This is a genomic window from Nostoc sp. NMS9 (assembly GCF_017114995.1).
Lineage (GTDB): Bacteria > Cyanobacteriota > Cyanobacteriia > Cyanobacteriales > Nostocaceae > Nostoc.
Window position 1 is genome coordinate 86,302 of record NZ_JABXKL010000083.1, and the last position, 16,061, is coordinate 102,362.

Genomic DNA, 16,061 nt, shown 5'->3' on the forward strand with positions numbered 1-16,061 from the left:
AATTCTCCCTTGTCCCCCTCATCTCCCCCTGCTCCCCCTGCTCCCCTGCCCCTCTGCCACCTTAATCAGGAGGTGAATCATGGGCAATAGTGACAGTTGAGACAAAATCACTCGGCTTGCCACTCTTAATAGCATCGAAAGTGCCTTTGATAGTACCAGCAATGGGAACAGCAACAAGTGTCCCTAATAAGCCAGCAATCTCAAACCCCATCAAAATCGACACAAAAATCCAGATGGGATTCAGTCCGATAAAATTGCCGAGTAATCTGGGAGCTAACAAGTTATCTTTAAGCTGCTGCATGAGAATCGCTGCTATGGCAACTTGAACTGCCAACCACCAATTTTGCAGCAGCACTAAAATCGTCACCAGACCAATACCCAGAGACGCCCCAATAAAGGGAATGAGTTCTGAGATACCGATTAATATGGCAAACAACAGGGCAAAGGGCACTTTCATCACTAAGAAAATTGGTGTCAGGGTTAGCACCATGAACAATCCTAGTAATAACTGGCTGAGGAAGAAGTTCTGGAAGTTTAAGCGCAAGGCTGTGGTGAGGGGATCTCCAATATTAGAGGGTAAAAGATTGATCAGACCATACCAGACGCGATCGCCATATAAAAGCATATAAAATGCAAGCACGATAACTAACACTACGTCAAGTAATCCTGACAGTAGTGTGCCAGCAAATCCCACTGCACCAGAAGCTAGCTGTTGCACCACATTCTGAATGTTGGCATTGATTTGACTGCTCACAACCCTCAGATCGATTGGCAAACGTCGTTGTTTTGCCAACATCTCAAACTGCTCTAGGTTTGCTTGACTGGCGGTTAACCAATCAGGGATCTTATTTAACAGTTGGATTGTTTGGTCAATGATCAACGGTACTAGGGTGATGCCCAAAATCCCAAGCAGGGTTAATGTTGCTAGTAAAACTATGATCACCGCCTGAGTACGGGTGATCTGAGCACGTTCAAAGAACTTAACCGGGTAATTTAGGAGAAAAGCCAGAATCGTCGCAATGCTCAAGACAGTAATAGGATGCTGGAAATAGCGAAAAAGCACAGACAGCAACCAGACATTAAGAGCGATAATGGGACCGCTCAGACCATAAATTAACAAGCGTTGAAGGGAGGCTGAACGGCGCATTTGACGCAACCTATTTTAGATATTCCTTGAGAGAATTTGTAAAATTCTTGATGGCACTGATTATCATCATAGATATTTTTGACAAAGATATATATAAGCGTATCTGATAGCAAGGAAACAAATCACAATGGACAAAACGTTAGCTGACCTTCGCAAAGACTACACCTTGGAAGGTTTAAGCGAACTCGAAGTAGAACTCAATCCTTTTATCCAATTTAAAAAATGGTTCGCTCAGGCACTAGCAGCACAACTTCCTGAACCCAATGCCATGACCATTGCCACAGCCACACCAGACGGTAAGCCTTCAGCCAGAATGGTGCTGCTTAAGGATTTTGATGAACGGGGCTTTACCTTCTTTACCAACTACAACAGTCACAAAGGACAAGAATTAGCAGAAAATCCCCAGGCGGCTTTAGTCTTTTGGTGGGCAGAACTGGAACGTCAAGTCCGAATTTCGGGGTATGTGGAGAAAGTTTCCGAAACTGAGTCTGACCAGTATTTTCACAGTCGCCCTGCCAACAGTCGCCTGGGTGCATGGGTATCTAATCAAAGCGAGGTCATAGACAGCCGAGAAGTCTTGGAGCGACGCTTGCAGGAGTTCCAAAGCAAATATGAAAATCAGGAGATTTTTCGACCGCCTCATTGGGGAGGCTTACGAGTGATCCCCACAGAAATTGAGTTTTGGCAAGGACGCCCTAGCCGTCTGCACGATCGCTTACTCTATAGCCGTTTAGATAATGGCACTTGGAATATTGAGCGGTTGTCACCCTGAAGAAGAAAGAGGCAGGGGAGAAATCAATTCAAAATTCAAAATTCAAAATTAAAGAACTTCTGCCTTCTGCCTTCTCCCAAGGGGAGACGCTAAAAGCGATCTGCCTTCTGCCTCCTGCCTCCTCTTTCCCAATGCCCTGCATCATATCATGTTCGGCTAATTAGTTATAATTCCCTTTCTCTATGCAGAAAGCCCAAAAACCCCTCCCCTCTGCACCTCTGCCCCTCTGCGGTCTTAATGATAAGTCTTTAACCGGACATGATATCACATTACCACTGGGCGGTCGCGTCTTGAATTGCTGCTCGTGCTTCTGATAGAGATTGGGTACGGGCATCTCCTTCATTCAGGCTATTAGCGTTAATAAATTGAATGTCTGTAATCCCAATAAAACCGAAAATTGCCCGCAGGTAGGGTTCTTGGAAGTCATAAGCAAGGAAAGGAGATGTCGGGCTAAAATCACCGCCGCGAGCAGTAATGATAACCGCTTTTTTGCCCTCGACTAACCCTTTAAAACCTTCAGCATCTAAAGCAACAGTCCGGTTAATGCGAACAATTTGGTCGATGTAAGCCTTGAAAGTGGAAGGTACATTAAAGTTATACATTGGCACTCCAAAGACGTAGCGATCGGCAGCCAAAAACTCATCAATCAGTTCGTCAGAAATCCTAAGTGCCTCCGTTAATTCTGGAGTATGGGTTTCTAGTGGTGAAAATGCAGCCGCAATCCAAGCTTCATTAACGTGAGGAACTGGGTAATGCCCTAAATCTCGATAAGCGATCGCATCTTCAGGATGCGCTGTTTTCCAACCACTGACGAATTCCTTAGATAGTTCTCTGGAGTGCGATCGTTCACCACGGGGGCTGGAATCAATATGTAGAATGTTTACCACCAAATATCTCCTGATTAACTAGGATTTCTGCTTTTACTTTTTTTGAGTCTTTATTTCAAAGCATTACATTAGATACTAAAATTAACTAGTTACTAAAGTAAAGTAGTTACTCTAAAGTAACTAAAAGATAATTTTGGCTAACTTATCTATGTCTGCTTCTAGAAATCCTGATGCTTGCCCAATAAGTATTTTGATGTCCTTATTAACAGGGCCCTGGACAATGTATATACTGTGGGTGTTGTGTAATAGTGGACCTACTCGCTTTGGTGCATTGAAGCGCCAAGTACAAGGCATATCAACTAAAGTGCTGACAGAAAGACTGAGGATGCTGGAGGCAGCAGAAATTATTTATCGCCAGTATGAACCAACTATCCCACCTCAAGTCACTTATGGTCTTACAGAACGCGGCCAGGAACTCATTGAAATCCTTCATCAACTTAATGGACTTGCTGAACGTTGGTATGGCAGCGAACAACGAGAACATAGCAATAGTAATGCTTAACTCTAGATTCCACAAGTCTTATCTCAAACCTAAGTATTTTTTGGGTTATGACAGTTCCATCCACACCGAAAGCTCCTCCATATCAAATAGAGGAAGTTTTTGAATACCAGCTTTTTCGAGAATATTGTCTTGTGTACTTCCGCGCCAGATTACGCAAAGTACGAAGTCGACGATCGCTCCCGCATTACGCAGCGCTTCGGTACTTTTTACAACCTGACCACCTGTTGTAATCACGTCTTCAATGATACACAAATTTTTTCCTTGAATATTAATTCCTTCTGCTATCTTCTTAGTTCCATATTCTTTTTTTGTCTTCCGAACAAAGACAACTGGTAATTTAACTTCTAATGAGATAGCTGTTGCTAAAGGAACTCCCCCTAATTCCAGTCCTGCTAGAATTTCCGTTCCTGGTGGAATCTTTTTTACCATTTCTTTAGCTAACTGCTTCAGTAACAAAGGATTAGATTCAAACTGATATTTATCAAAGTAATGGTCAGATATCTGACCAGAACGTAACCGAAACTCGCCTTTCAAGTAGGATACACGAACAATTTCTTTGGCTAATTCGCTATAACTCATTTTTACAAAAAGCTGGGGAAAAGGTAAAAAAGCCGATGGAGAATGCATCGGCTTCGCTAACAATATTCAACAGATAAATAGTCTACTGTTCTTGGATTGCTGCTGCTTTGGGAGGAAACTGAATTCTTGGATCTGGCATGAAATTATATCTCAAGTACAATCCTCCCAAAACAAACAGGATAATTAACAACCCACCGATACCAAGGGGACTAGGAAGCCAGAAAACAGCTTCTATGTGGTTTAGCTCACCAGGCTGGAGTTTCCACACTAATTGATTGCCATTTTTTTCTGGCTCAATTGCAGTTTCAGTTAGTTGAATATTTTTGGCTCCCCAAGGAGTCTTCAAACTAAATTCCAAATCGAGAATTGAACCAGCATTAGCTAATACATTACCTTTGCTGGCGATTAGAGAGAGCGATCGCAAATCCAAATCATAAATCAACCGATTTCGGACTAAAAGTAAAAAATTATTCTGCTCCAAGAGGACGTTTGATTCAATTTTCGGCAGTTCTGAGTCAGATTCGCTCTCTACAGACTCAGAGGGTTGATTTGCACGGGAGTTAAAGAATTCGTTGAACTTCTCTTGCAATTCCCTACCGCTGCTAAAAGGAATTGTGACGATAATTTCTTCTTGGGAAACTCGCTGTACTTTACCTTCAAGTTGACGGGCGCGACGTTCTATGCTCTTTAACCATTCGTACACCGAATCGCCACTAAAACTGGTTAACCGTTCTCCCAACTTAATATGCTGTACTAGTTCACCACTATTTGAGTTGTCAAAATTAAGCCCCACATCGTACTTTACACAGCCAGTCAGTAGGAGAGATGTTAACAGCACTAGCCACAGAATAGGATTTCGGATGGGAAAGACCCGGTTCATTCGATTTCGACCATTCAGTGGTAAGAGCAATTTCATATTTGCCAACACAAAACTAAATGGTCTGACTAACCACGAGAAAATCTTTCCGAAAATTGAAGAATTCATAACTATAAATCTCCCCAAAAGTCAAACTTTTTAACCAATATTGACTTCTTAGTATTGTTTGAGATTCCTGGAATACCATTTTGATCGCTCTGGGACTGGGTAAGAAAATATGAGTAAGATTTAGTCTGGGTCTGAATTTTCATTCAAATCTTCCCAATGCCCAATCCAAAATTATTATCAGCCAGGAGTTCCTGAAAAATTCAACCAAACCAAGTACGAGATGGTTAAACCAATGGCAATTAGTGCCACCCAGATAAAGCGATTATCTCTGGTATTGACCTGACTAAGGTCAACAAATTCTGGCTCGGCAGCTTTAGGCTTTTGCTGGACAGAAGATTTAGTAGACTTAGCAGGTACAGAAATTTTGAGTTCATTATCGGCTAATGCACCCAAATCGGGGATTTCGGTCATCCATTCGCTGGGTCTTTTCAGCTTTGGTGCTTTTAAGATATAAAGCATCTGCCGCGCTTGTTTGCTAATTTCAAAATGGGCATGGCGTTTGAGTCTTTCGCAAAGAGCGATCGCATCATCCGTGCGTCCAGCCGCTTCATAAGCTGTCACTAGATGAATTTCTACTTCGCCCCCAAGGCGAGAATTACGAGCTAACAGAGCGCTAGCCTTTTCTAAATTTTCTACGGCTTCGCGGTATTGCCCATTTTCAAAGGCAACTTTCCCAGTCTGGTAGCGGGTTTTAGCAATTTCTAAACTTTCTGTACTCACGTCTTATACAAAAATTAGCACTGTTTTAATTTTGCCAATGCCAGCAATCTTTTTGGAATCTTTTCAAAAGCTGGCAATCTAAAAGTGAATAAACTTCTAAAATTTTAACTAAGTAGCTGCAACTATTTTCTGATTGAAAATTCCAGTATCAAATGCAGGTGAGCAAAATTATGTTGAAAATCAAGCATTCGCAACTGAATTGGCTCTTAGCAGGTATGACTTTAGCAGTGATGGGTGTAAGCATTGCTCCAGCTTCTGCCCAGTCTGTGATCGTGATTGATGGTGGTTATGGAGTCAGGCGTAGCTGCGGAGCAGCTTGTCGTCAGACATCGCCTTCTGTAGGTTCCTTTATTTATGGTAGTCCGATTCCCACGCCTATGCCTGTAGACCCAACAACGGGACTAATACCACAACGCAATCATTACCGCGATTATTCCTATCCCCAGTTCAGGCAGAACGTGAGAAATTCCACCCTGATTAATCCAACAATTCGAGATTCAACCCTAGTTAATCCGGTAATTATCAATAATTCTTGGCGTAATACACCATTTAGCGGCGGGCGATCGCGGGTTATTATTACCTATCCCCGGTAGGGAAGCAGGGGGGGCAGGGGGCAGGGGGCAGGGAGCAGGGGGCAGGGAGCAGGGAGCAGGGGAGATGAATATTAAAGACTCGCTCACGAGTAGCAAAGACTTGTCCACGAATATCAAAGACTCATTTACGAGTAAAAAACGAATTTTAATTTACACAAAATCACAGTTACAAATCATTTTCCCCTGCCCCCTGCCTCTCTTCCTCTACGAAGTAAACTGCGAACCGAGAATCATTGTCCCAATCCCAACATCAGTGAAGATTTCTAGTAACAGGGCGTGGGGAATGCGACCATCGATAATGTGTGCTGCACGGACTCCTTGAGCAAGCGATCGCACACAGCAATTAACTTTGGGAATCATCCCACCACTGACTATACCATTGGCAATCAACTCGCGGGCTTCGCGGATATCTACTTTCGGAATCAAAGTAGATTGGTCTTTGTAATCTTTTAAAATTCCACTGGTGTCGGTCAGTAAAATTAACTTTTCTGCTCCTAGTGCAGCAGCGATTTCTCCTGCTACAGTATCGGCGTTAATGTTATAAGCTTGCCCTGTCTCGTCTGCGGCGACACTAGAGACTACCGGAATATAGCCATTGCTAGCGAGGGTGTCCAAAATCTTGATGTTAACATTGCTGACTTCCCCCACAAAACCGATGCCTTCTTGACCTTGGGGACGGGCTGTAAATAGATTACCGTCTTTACCGCAAAGTCCTACAGCCAATCCACCAGCTTGGTTAATCAGCGCGACAATTTCTTTATTAACTCGACCAACTAAAACCATTTCCACCACATCCATTGTGGCGGCATCAGTGACTCGCAGACCATTCTTAAATTGTGGTTCGATGCCTAGCTTATCTAACCAACTGTTAATTTCTGGGCCACCGCCGTGGACTACAATTGGACGCAAGCCCACGCAGGATAAGAATACAATGTCGCGGATAACTTTGTCTTTGAGTGTGCTATCTTTCATCGCTGCGCCACCATATTTGACAACAACAGTGCGACCGGCGAATTGTTGAATATAAGGTAGTGCTTCGCTTAGTACACGTACACGAGTGGCTTCAGCTTGCCTGATGTATTCAGAATCGTTGACCGTCATGAGGAGCCTAACAGAGAGAGTTAAAACCTATTTCAGTCAGTGTAGAAGACTTTGTAACTCCTCACAATCTCTGCTGCCAAACTTGAGTATGTTTGTACTATAATGACTCTAATAATTAATTTTCTCGACTTGCCAATGTCAACCAACTGATCGGCTCTGGTTTTGAAATCTTTATTAGCAAAAGCTTTTAGAATATTAACCAAACAGGCTGGCGAAAAAGGCGATCGCCTGTCAAAATGACCCAGATGTATCTAAGCATAAAAACAAGTAAGCTATGTGGCCAGCCTGTATCAAAAACCTTTCACCTATTAAGTATGCTTTAGAAACAGGAGAGCTACCTCAATGGATAAAGCAGGCTTTTAATAAAGAAGGGATCTTTAATGAAGATGAAATGATCATCCGTATTCGTCCAGTTTCATTTTTAGGTAACTGTAGTACGCCTGCATACATTGACTGTCCTAATACCCCCGATCACTACATAGAAAAGGCTCGACACCCCTATTTTCGTAACGTCGGAAAGTATTACTGGTTTGACTTTGATATTTTTGGATCAGATGCTAAGTTAATATCATTGCGTACGGTAGTCAACGAGGGTGATGCTGACTGCAATGATGGCCGTTGGGGAGCAGTTTGCGAACGTAAGACAAAAGAGCTTGTTGCGAATATCTTAAGTACTGGTGATATGGAAACGACTATAAAGGCTGTTTCAAAGAAATACATTCAAATGTATAAGCCTCATAATACTTGGATTTCTCACCTTTGGAACATGGCGCAATATGCTAAAGGACTCGAACTAGAAAAGCTCATACACTTAGCAATGCAAATTTGTTTCTATCCCAAGGCTGAAATTACTGAGACAGGAATTCGCACAGAGCCAAGATAAGTATGTAAGTGGAATTAAATATAAAACAGGCTAGGAAAGTATAGCTTTGAAGTTAGGGAATGAAAATGACAACGCTACTAATCCAAACTGAAAGAACACCCCTAACGGTAAATTTTCCTTCGCTGGTGCAGATGACAAATGAGCAGTTCTACGAATTTTGCCAAGCCAATGGAGATTTACGAATTGAGCGCACTGCCAATGGGGAAGTCATCATCATGCCACCAGCTTTTTCAGATACGGGCAACCGTAACTTTAACATTGCTGCACAGCTTGGGAATTGGACTGAACAAGATGGCACTGGCATAGGCTTTGACTCTAGTACAGGTTTTACGCTACCCAATGGCGCTATGCGTTCCCCTGATGCTTCTTGGATTGAACTGGAGCGCTGGAACGCCTTAACAGATGCACAAAAAGCCTCATTTGCACCAATTTGTCCCAGCTTTGTCATTGAGTTACGGTCCTTGAGCGATCGCTTGATAAAATTACAAGAGAAAATGCAGGAGTACATCGATAACGGTGCGTTACTAGGCTGGTTAATTGATCGCCAGAATCTAAAAGTCTACATTTACCGTCCGAATCGAGAAGTTGAAATTTTGGATAATCCTGAAGCAGTTAGTGGCAATCCAGAATTACCAGGGTTTATCCTGCGGATGGGCAAAATTTGGTAACTTGAGTCTTCTTAATGAGAAACTTGTGTTTTGAGAACGCTAGGAATTGCCTCAAGTATTCGCTGGGCAAAGCTTTTTTAACTGATTCATGAAAAATATCTTTTGCAGACACAGTTAGATCGATCTTCCCCATTAATGAGAAACAGGTTTTTTCAGTATGCTAGGAATTGCCTCAAGTACTCGCTGGGAAACGTCTTCAGGCGTATCTCCCTCTCGCTCGGTGATGTGCAAATCGGCTTGAGAATAAAGTGGTGTTCGTTGTTCGAGGAGCGATCGCAACTTAGCTTTAGGATCGGCATCTTGCAGCAGCGGTCTTGTGGTATCCTCAGCTAAACGGCTGTAAATTATCTCCACTGGCGTATCTAGCCACACTATCAAACCGTGGTGCAAGTAACCCCAATTTTCTTGCCGCAGTACAATCCCTCCACCAGTTGCTATAGTCAACTTTGTAAAAGCACAAACTTGTGAAAGTACGTCGCTTTCTAACTGACGAAACCCGGCTTCACCTTCTTGGGCAAATAACTGATTGATAGATTTTCCTGTTGCTTGGGCAATGACATCATCGGTATCTACAAACCCATAACCCAGTTCCTTTGCTAGTAAGCGCCCTACTGTCGTCTTACCAACGCCCATAATCCCAATTAAGTACAGGTTGACTCCTTGTAATAAGCTGTTCACCAGTTGCTTTGCTCCAATTATTTTTGAGTGCTGAGTCACAGTTTTAAATTATAAACTCAACAACTCAATCTAGGATTTAAAAATACGGAGTTTTGCACCTATCGGGCAACTGGATAAAATTATTTGATTGGCGATCGCTAATCAGGGGATAATTAAAATATAATTTGTTCTTATAGGAGTGTTTCTTGGATAAAATGTCTAAGATACCAGTAATCTCAGAACACATTGAAATTACTCCAAATGGGGGTAAACCGCGCATTGTTGGACACCGAATTAGAGTGCAAGATATTGTTATTTGGCACGAACGGATGGGGCTTTCCCCTGACGAAATCGTTTATCATTATCCCAGTATCACTTTAGCTGATGTCTATGCTGCTCTAGCTTATTACCACGATCATCAAGATGAGATGAGTCTTGAAATTGCAGAAGGAGAAGCCTTTGTCAGAGAAGTACAGGCTCAAACTCCTTCGATTTTGCAAGAGAAACTAAAGAATCGAAATGACACAAAAAATTCGATTCCACCTAGATGAGAATGTCAGTAATGCTATAGCAGAAGGCTTACGTCGTCGTGGGATTGATGTGACGACTACATCAGAAACAGGGCTGATAGCTGCATCAGATGGAGAACAGCTTTATTTTGCAATGTCTCAGAATCGGGTAATTTCCACCCATGATGATGATTTTGTGATACTTCATCAAGGTGGCTTTATTATGCACTCAGGAATTACTTACTGCGCTCAATTGGGGAAATATTGAGGAGTTTAATTTTAATCTGGGAAGTTCTTGAGCCAGAAGAAATGAGATATCAACTTGAATTTATCTGAAAGCTTTTATTGTTTTACTCAAATGTAAAAAAGCGATATCTTCTGGAGCAAGACGCTATGCGTAGCTTGCTTCCACGTTCACGCAGCAACCTGTAGGGAAGGAGTACAGTAAGCTTTCCTAGAGAATGCTACATGTAGCTTGCTTAAGAGCAGGGGTACGCTAACGCATCTTGGGCGGCTCCAGTTTTTAACCTTCATTGAGTATCAGGTTTGGTTACTCAGCATTTTATTTATGTATTTTATAATCCATTAAAAAGATAAACTCTAACAATATCACTACTATGACTTTGATGCCGATATTAGCAATTTCCGCAGGAAGACAACTAAAAAGTAAACCTCTGAGAATTTTTTTTCAACGGATGTCAAGGCTTTTCCCGTTACATTTATCAAATTTACTTATAACTTTCCTAACTTCCAATTATTTTTAAAATCTGCAAATTCATCTTCTATTTAAGAGGAATGAAATGCCATAATTACGGTTATTAATGTATTTAAAGTAACTTAGGCAATAGATTAACGATTCTTCTGTGAAATTACCATAAGTAATAAACGATGAATTTCTTAGGAATGTAGTAATTTTCCTGAAGTAACTTGGTAATTGCTGCATAGTAATCGCTATGCTTAACCAAAAAATTAACATAGCTTGTTTGAAACTTTATCCAAACAATATCTGTCTATCTAAATAACCAAGGTTTTTACTCTGGTGGGTAATTTTAAGTATATACAATACTGTGTTTCTAACAGCACAGGGTCGTTAGTCTAAAAGTTTAGTTATAACAAGACCCGCTCAATTAAATGTTTCTGATAAAGGTGTAAATAATGACTGATTTACCGCGATCGCCCAAAAAAAACTTGCAAAAAAGTTGAAGTTTCGACACAAAGACTACTGCATATTTCACCCCGATAAGCCTGAATGAATAAATATAGAATGAATGAGGTGTCAACCATGACTCGAATTCGTGACGTTGTAGAAAGAGCTTTAGCAACTGGTTATTTGACAGTTGAAGCTGAAGATCAACTACGACAACTGTTGACTACCCGATATGACTTGGAAGATTTTAATGCTTTCATGACTTTGCAGGAAGCTGCCATGACTGGTAAGGTCAAGCAGGAGTCTAGAGAGCGGTGTGGCATTAAATAGAGATGTAGCCTGCTACATCTCACTGACGGGGGCGTTTACCATCATCTTCAAAATCATTATCATCCTCAAAAAATTCCCAATCATCATCATCGGCTTGATTGGTAGTTGGTGGCTGGTAAGGGGGGATAATTACCCGGTAATCAGCATCGTAAATTGATTCAGTTTTTCCCGCAGCCGTATTTTTTGGCTCGCGGTAGCTGTAGGAATAAACTGAACCAGACTGAGAACTGCTTTTGGCTTCTGATTGACGTTCGTAAGTTGTTGAGTCTCTAGGTTGTTGAGCTTGAGAATTAGGAATAGACGCTTCCTCTGACTTTTCATCAAAGTTCCAATCATCATCTCTACTGCTATTTGTCTCCCAATCATCAAATCCCTCACTGCTAGACTCTTCATTTTTACTAACTGGTGGTGGAGGACTGGTAGGGCGAGATGTAGGTTCTTCTCTTCGGGTTGCTTTGGCACGACTTGAAGGGGCGGTTGCTCTGTTAGGAGTTTGGCGTTTTCCTGCCACAAAATAATTGGATAAATTAAATAAGGTAGCAATCAATATCGATGTGAAAGCACCAGTGGCAGTACTGAACAAAATCCATATCGCTAGTGGTAATGGTTGAGTTCGCACGCCCAAAAATACTAACGATAGGGCAGGTGAGAAATTTTGGACTAATAACAGCGTTAGTCCTCCCAGTACTGCCACCAATAGAATTAAGCGAATTACAGCCATAGCAATTTTGTCAGTTGTCAATTATCAGTGGTCAGTTGTCAGTTGTCAGTTATCAGAGAAGGCAGGAGGCAGAGGGCAGGAGGCAGGAGGAAAGAATTATGATTGATTACTTTCTTTGTCTACGAGAGGCTGCACCAATGACAAGCTTAGGAACCATAGTTCTAGGTTATTTACCCAGTTTAAAAAGAAGATACTGGTAGAGACAATACATAGTGCGTTAACGTAGCGGCACAGAGTGCGATATAAAGCGCCCAGACAAACCGCCCCACCTTTGGCCTTGCTTGAATCCCACGTTTTGCTTTTAAACGTGGTTTACTCCTGCCTCCGATTACTGTTCACTGACTACTGACACTATCAGCCATCTCTATCATTACCTTTTTAGGATTATTGTGAAATTTACAATAAATCCACTCAGGGCGTTAGCGACGACCTTGCCACCGCTGAATTGGAATACAGTCAATATCTAGTTGATCTAAAGCACGAGCAACTACAAAATCAACTAAATCCTCGATGGTTTGGGGATTGTGATACCAGGCGGGAATAGCGGGGACAATTCTCACTCCAACTTCTGCTAAAGAGGTTAAGTTACGTAAGTGGATGAGGCTAAAAGGCGTTTCACGCGGGACAATGACCACCTTTCGCCCTTCTTTGAGTTGGACATCCGCTGCCCGTTCTAGTAAATCGGAACTCAAGCCAACTGCTAGCTTTGCCACTGTACTCATGCTGCATGGAATAATCATCATCCCCAGAGTGGCAAAGGAACCGCTGGCAATTCCGGCTCCGACATCGCTCCAAGGATGACACCGGAGTTTACCGGAAAGTGCAACACCAGCTTGCTCTCGCCAGAATTGTTCTTGCCCGGTTGGTTCTGGTGGCATCCGAATTTCCTGTTCTGACTGCCAAACCATGTAAGTTGATTTAGAGGCAACCAATTCAATGCTATACTCCGCTTCTAGCAAAAATTTGATCGCGCGAACAGCGTAAATCAGACCAGATGCGCCCGATACGCCTAAAATTAAAGGTTTGGTGTTATTTGACACGTAAGGTTTAGTGGATTTTACTCGTCCTCAGAGTAAGACTCTAGGTCATCAGGCTCCATATCATTTGGTAAGTAGAGGTCTGAAAGTTCGTCACGGGCATCATTGCCAGTTAACCCTTTGGCGACGCCATCGCTGCCGACTGTTACCAAATCAATTTGCTGACGGTAGTAATCGACACTCTTAACTTGGACGGCGACGCGATCGCCTAGTCTATAAGAAGCGCGATTTTTGCGACCAAACAGTGCCTGTTGTCTGGCGCGATATTCATACCAATCATCTTTGAGAGAACTGACGTGTACCAATCCCTCTACCCGCAAAGGCACACCAGGATTACTGGTAGACTCCACCTCAGCTGCTGGCACTTCAATTTCCACAAAGAAACCGTAGGATTGAACCCCGGTAATCACGCCTTGAAATACCTGACCGATGCGTTGCTTCATCAGTTGGGCTTTTTGCAGTCCGGCTAAATCGGCTTCGGCTTCTTGGACTTCTTTTTCGCGGTCGTTGATTTGGACAATTACCCTAGTCAAATCGCTTTGGAGTTCTTGTTGCAATTCTGGGGGTAAAACGTTCCAGTTAATTTCCTCGTGGCTGGAGGAGTGGCGCAGGTTAACCCGCTCTCTGACACGGGTATTGCGGCGATCGCGTCCGTTTTCGAGTAGTGTGTAATACACTCTCTGCATGAGCAAATCTGGAAAACGCCGCAAGGGAGCGCTAAAGTGGACATATTGCGGTAGTGCCAGACCAAAGTGAGATCCTTTGGTGGTACTGTATGCAGACGGCTTAAGTGTATCTTGTAACAAGTAAGTAAGAACTTGCTCAGAGGGAGATTCAGCAAAAGCTGTAGTCAAATGTTGGTAATCTAAGGGTTGGATATCAACTTCTGGATCTAATGTGAGGTCAACGCCTAAATTGACTGCCAATTTCAGCATTTCCTGGACATCTTCAACATCAGGAGTACCTTGAACTCGCCAGATAGCGGGAACACCAAGGGCATTTAAGTGAGTTGCAAACAGTTGGTTAACTAACAGTACCAACTCCGTGAGTAGCGATCGCACTGGTAAATCATTCACCACCACAGCGCCAAGAATCCCCTCATCATAATAAGCATTTTGGCTAGGCGGCAGATTCAACTGGAGGCTACCACGAGTCAAGCGTACCTGTTTCACGGCTGTTTGCAAGGCTTGGAGGTCTTGCAGGATTTGGGAAACCTGTGATGATTTATCTTCAGCTCCACCTGTGAGAATTGCTTGGGCAAGTTCAGTAGTCAGTGCAGTCTCGACATTGATTACACTGGGTTGAATTTCCCATTCCAGCACTTCTCCCGATTGGGGATCAATGGTAATTAAAAAAGAGATACTTAAGCGATCGCTCCCAGGTACTAAAGAACAGCGTTCTGCCACAGTTGGGGGCAAGATTGGTAACACTAATTCTCCCAGATATACTGATTTGCCCCGTTTGAGTGCTTCTCTATCTAGGGCTTCGTCAGGTTGGACATAGTGAGAAACATCGGTGATATGAACGCCCAAAAGCCAATTTCCGGCTAAGTTTTTTTCTAAACTAAAAGCGTTTTCTATAACTTTGGTATCACTATTTACCCCTTCAATCGTGAGAGTAAACAAATTACGTAAATCCAGCCGATTTTTCAGGTCTGCTTTCAGGAGCTTTTTGGGCAACCTCGCGGCTGCTTCTAGAACATTATCTGGAAAAGTCCGGGAAAGGTCGTGTTTGCACGTAACTAAATCTATATCAGCAGCGGCTTCGGCATCACTGCCGAGGATTTGCACCACTCGACCAAGGGGAGGATATTGTGCCAACGGGTAACGCAAAACTTCCACATGAACCAGATGATCGATCGCTTCTTCTAACTTTGCCCCGTTAGGTTGAATCTTGAGTTCAAACAGCAATCGATCGTCTAAAGGCACAGCCCTAAAACCAGTTTCTACCTGCTTGATTCGTGCCAGTAAAGTGTGGTTAGAGCGTTCGAGAATCAGCTTTACCTCCCCTTCAGGAGAGCGACGGCGACTGCCTTCTTTAAGAACTCTCACCAAAACGCGATCGCCATTCCAAGCATTACTCAGATGACTTTCGCGGATGTAAATATCTTCGGCTCCTTCCACATCTTGAATAGCAAAGCAAAAGCCTTTACTAGAACAACGGAGTTTTGCCTCGATTATTCCCTCTTCTGAGACACGGCGGTATTTGCCCCGTTCCTTCACTAAAATACCGATTTTTTCAAGAACATCTAAGGCAATGTGAAGTTTTTGTAAACTTTTTTCATCTTCACAGCCAAGTTTCTTTTCTAAAACCTTCCGAGCTACCAATTTATCATCGGTGAAATTGGCAAGGAGTGTAGCGATTGAAAATTCCATGCAGTGAACCGACCTTTGGTCAAAACATCATTTGTTGTTTAATCTGGTTCTTTTCTGTATACCCTCACGGCTTACAGAAACAAGCTGGAAACTAATTGCCCTGAAGCAAGGCTTCCTAAGTTCTCAGGAAAGGAAGCCAGACCCAGCAAGAGCGGGAAACTACCCCACAGTTCCTTTGCAAAGGAAGCCTACCCACAGACAACTCTGGGCGTCTACGAACTTCTCACTGCACGATGTTCTCAGAGTTCGCCTGCGTTCAAGTCTCTTCACCTAACCAAACTTAAGATTGCACGCCTGATTAACATTTAGCCCCGCTAGTTAATTACGCGACGGGTTTTTGAGAAGTTGGGTTTAGAGAATCCATACTGCCCAAAAGCGCTATGCAGGGAAACTACAGGTGTTTGATTGTCTAGAGAGAAGGTAATTTTACGCCATTAGACTCTGATTG

Annotated in this window: 18 protein-coding genes; 8 read left to right on the forward strand and 10 right to left on the reverse strand. The window is 42.8% G+C overall.

Annotation, left to right across the window (positions count from 1 at the left end; all coding sequences use genetic code 11):
• Nucleotides 1–61: 61 nt before the first annotated feature.
• Complete coding sequence (locus HWQ40_RS26705) at nt 62–1,147, reverse strand: AI-2E family transporter (RefSeq protein ID WP_292784058.1); 1,086 nt, start codon at nt 1,145–1,147, stop codon at nt 62–64.
• A gap of 127 nt (nt 1,148–1,274) precedes the next feature.
• Between HWQ40_RS26705 and pdxH the strand changes: the two genes are divergently transcribed.
• The gene (gene pdxH / locus HWQ40_RS26710; protein ID WP_292784061.1) at nt 1,275–1,919 is read left to right on the forward strand and encodes a pyridoxamine 5'-phosphate oxidase; all 645 of its coding nucleotides are present in this window, start codon (nt 1,275–1,277) and stop codon (nt 1,917–1,919) included.
• A gap of 269 nt (nt 1,920–2,188) precedes the next feature.
• On the opposite strand, the gene HWQ40_RS26715 is transcribed toward pdxH, so the two are convergent.
• Nucleotides 2,189–2,806, reverse strand: coding sequence for an FMN-dependent NADH-azoreductase (locus tag HWQ40_RS26715; protein WP_292784064.1), 618 nt, complete (start codon nt 2,804–2,806; stop codon nt 2,189–2,191).
• A gap of 148 nt (nt 2,807–2,954) precedes the next feature.
• On the opposite strand from HWQ40_RS26715, the gene HWQ40_RS26720 reads away from it, so the two are divergent.
• Nucleotides 2,955–3,308 carry a helix-turn-helix domain-containing protein gene (locus HWQ40_RS26720; RefSeq protein ID WP_292784067.1) on the forward strand — a complete coding sequence of 118 codons (354 nt, stop codon included), beginning with the start codon at nt 2,955–2,957 and terminating at the stop codon, nt 3,306–3,308.
• A gap of 45 nt (nt 3,309–3,353) precedes the next feature.
• Here HWQ40_RS26720 and pyrE read toward each other — a convergent pair whose 3' ends face one another.
• The 3 genes from pyrE to HWQ40_RS26735 form a co-directional block, all read right to left on the reverse strand.
• Nucleotides 3,354–3,887: an orotate phosphoribosyltransferase gene (pyrE, locus tag HWQ40_RS26725; protein WP_292784070.1), complete on the reverse strand. Its 534-nt coding sequence runs from the start codon at nt 3,885–3,887 to the stop codon at nt 3,354–3,356.
• A gap of 82 nt (nt 3,888–3,969) precedes the next feature.
• Nucleotides 3,970–4,872 (reverse strand): DUF3153 domain-containing protein, encoded by a 903-nt coding sequence (locus tag HWQ40_RS26730; protein WP_292784073.1) that lies wholly within the window; start codon nt 4,870–4,872, stop codon nt 3,970–3,972.
• 177 nt (nt 4,873–5,049) lie between these two features.
• On the reverse strand, nt 5,050–5,592 hold the full coding sequence (locus HWQ40_RS26735; RefSeq protein WP_292784076.1) for a tetratricopeptide repeat protein: 543 nt from the start codon (nt 5,590–5,592) through the stop codon (nt 5,050–5,052).
• A gap of 170 nt (nt 5,593–5,762) precedes the next feature.
• On the opposite strand from HWQ40_RS26735, the gene HWQ40_RS26740 reads away from it, so the two are divergent.
• Nucleotides 5,763–6,185 (forward strand): hypothetical protein, encoded by a 423-nt coding sequence (locus tag HWQ40_RS26740; RefSeq protein ID WP_292784079.1) that lies wholly within the window; start codon nt 5,763–5,765, stop codon nt 6,183–6,185.
• 204 nt (nt 6,186–6,389) lie between these two features.
• Here the strand turns inward: HWQ40_RS26740 and argB are convergent, their stop codons facing one another.
• On the reverse strand, nt 6,390–7,286 hold the full coding sequence (gene argB, locus HWQ40_RS26745) for an acetylglutamate kinase (RefSeq protein ID WP_190895039.1): 897 nt from the start codon (nt 7,284–7,286) through the stop codon (nt 6,390–6,392).
• A 274-nt stretch (nt 7,287–7,560) separates the two neighbouring features.
• Here argB and HWQ40_RS26750 point away from each other — a divergent pair, with 274 nt between their 5' ends.
• Together HWQ40_RS26750 and HWQ40_RS26755 are read left to right on the forward strand one after the other, a co-directional pair.
• Nucleotides 7,561–8,169 carry a hypothetical protein gene (locus tag HWQ40_RS26750; RefSeq protein ID WP_292784085.1) on the forward strand — a complete coding sequence of 203 codons (609 nt, stop codon included), beginning with the start codon at nt 7,561–7,563 and terminating at the stop codon, nt 8,167–8,169.
• Nucleotides 8,170–8,234: 65 nt separating this feature from the next.
• Entirely contained in the window at nt 8,235–8,837 is a 603-nt protein-coding gene (locus tag HWQ40_RS26755) for a Uma2 family endonuclease (protein ID WP_292784088.1), read from the forward strand.
• Nucleotides 8,838–8,969: 132 nt separating this feature from the next.
• On the opposite strand, the gene HWQ40_RS26760 is transcribed toward HWQ40_RS26755, so the two are convergent.
• Entirely contained in the window at nt 8,970–9,515 is a 546-nt protein-coding gene (locus tag HWQ40_RS26760; protein ID WP_292784091.1) for a shikimate kinase, read from the reverse strand.
• A 194-nt stretch (nt 9,516–9,709) separates the two neighbouring features.
• Between HWQ40_RS26760 and HWQ40_RS26765 the strand changes: the two genes are divergently transcribed.
• From HWQ40_RS26765 to HWQ40_RS26775, 3 genes are all read left to right on the forward strand, one after another.
• On the forward strand, nt 9,710–10,045 hold the full coding sequence (locus HWQ40_RS26765; protein WP_292784093.1) for a DUF433 domain-containing protein: 336 nt from the start codon (nt 9,710–9,712) through the stop codon (nt 10,043–10,045).
• Nucleotides 10,014–10,271 carry a DUF5615 family PIN-like protein gene (locus HWQ40_RS26770; RefSeq protein ID WP_292784095.1) on the forward strand — a complete coding sequence of 86 codons (258 nt, stop codon included), beginning with the start codon at nt 10,014–10,016 and terminating at the stop codon, nt 10,269–10,271. The genes HWQ40_RS26765 and HWQ40_RS26770 overlap by 32 nt, the downstream gene beginning before the upstream one ends.
• A gap of 1,014 nt (nt 10,272–11,285) precedes the next feature.
• A complete protein-coding gene (locus HWQ40_RS26775) occupies nt 11,286–11,480 on the forward strand; it encodes a hypothetical protein (protein ID WP_289797223.1) in 195 nt (64 codons plus the stop codon).
• Nucleotides 11,481–11,499: 19 nt separating this feature from the next.
• On the opposite strand, the gene HWQ40_RS26780 is transcribed toward HWQ40_RS26775, so the two are convergent.
• The 3 genes from HWQ40_RS26780 to HWQ40_RS26790 all read right to left on the reverse strand — a co-directional run bounded on the left by HWQ40_RS26780 (nt 11,500) and on the right by HWQ40_RS26790 (nt 15,613).
• Nucleotides 11,500–12,201 (reverse strand): LapA family protein, encoded by a 702-nt coding sequence (locus HWQ40_RS26780; RefSeq protein ID WP_292784293.1) that lies wholly within the window; start codon nt 12,199–12,201, stop codon nt 11,500–11,502.
• 419 nt (nt 12,202–12,620) lie between these two features.
• Entirely contained in the window at nt 12,621–13,241 is a 621-nt protein-coding gene (locus tag HWQ40_RS26785) for a flavin prenyltransferase UbiX (RefSeq protein ID WP_292784097.1), read from the reverse strand.
• 17 nt (nt 13,242–13,258) lie between these two features.
• A complete protein-coding gene (locus tag HWQ40_RS26790) occupies nt 13,259–15,613 on the reverse strand; it encodes a ribonuclease R family protein (RefSeq protein WP_292784099.1) in 2,355 nt (784 codons plus the stop codon).
• Nucleotides 15,614–16,061 lie beyond the last annotated feature (448 nt).

Excerpts from the sequence above, each read along its gene's own strand:
- HWQ40_RS26740 (WP_292784079.1), top strand. The coding sequence starts at position 5,763 with ATGTTGAAAATCAAGCATTCGCAACTGAATTGGCTCTTAGCAGGTATG.
- HWQ40_RS26720 (WP_292784067.1), top strand. The coding sequence starts at position 2,955 with ATGTCTGCTTCTAGAAATCCTGATGCTTGCCCAATAAGTATTTTGATG.
- HWQ40_RS26780 (WP_292784293.1), bottom strand. The coding sequence starts at position 12,201 with ATGGCTGTAATTCGCTTAATTCTATTGGTGGCAGTACTGGGAGGACTA.
- HWQ40_RS26790 (WP_292784099.1), bottom strand. The coding sequence starts at position 15,613 with ATGGAATTTTCAATCGCTACACTCCTTGCCAATTTCACCGATGATAAA.
- HWQ40_RS26770 (WP_292784095.1), top strand. The coding sequence starts at position 10,014 with ATGACACAAAAAATTCGATTCCACCTAGATGAGAATGTCAGTAATGCT.
- argB (WP_190895039.1), bottom strand. The coding sequence starts at position 7,286 with ATGACGGTCAACGATTCTGAATACATCAGGCAAGCTGAAGCCACTCGT.
- HWQ40_RS26755 (WP_292784088.1), top strand. The coding sequence starts at position 8,235 with ATGACAACGCTACTAATCCAAACTGAAAGAACACCCCTAACGGTAAAT.
- pyrE (WP_292784070.1), bottom strand. The coding sequence starts at position 3,887 with ATGAGTTATAGCGAATTAGCCAAAGAAATTGTTCGTGTATCCTACTTG.
- HWQ40_RS26775 (WP_289797223.1), top strand. The coding sequence starts at position 11,286 with ATGACTCGAATTCGTGACGTTGTAGAAAGAGCTTTAGCAACTGGTTAT.
- HWQ40_RS26705 (WP_292784058.1), bottom strand. The coding sequence starts at position 1,147 with ATGCGCCGTTCAGCCTCCCTTCAACGCTTGTTAATTTATGGTCTGAGC.
- HWQ40_RS26765 (WP_292784093.1), top strand. The coding sequence starts at position 9,710 with ATGTCTAAGATACCAGTAATCTCAGAACACATTGAAATTACTCCAAAT.
- HWQ40_RS26730 (WP_292784073.1), bottom strand. The coding sequence starts at position 4,872 with ATGAATTCTTCAATTTTCGGAAAGATTTTCTCGTGGTTAGTCAGACCA.
- HWQ40_RS26750 (WP_292784085.1), top strand. The coding sequence starts at position 7,561 with ATGTGGCCAGCCTGTATCAAAAACCTTTCACCTATTAAGTATGCTTTA.
- pdxH (WP_292784061.1), top strand. The coding sequence starts at position 1,275 with ATGGACAAAACGTTAGCTGACCTTCGCAAAGACTACACCTTGGAAGGT.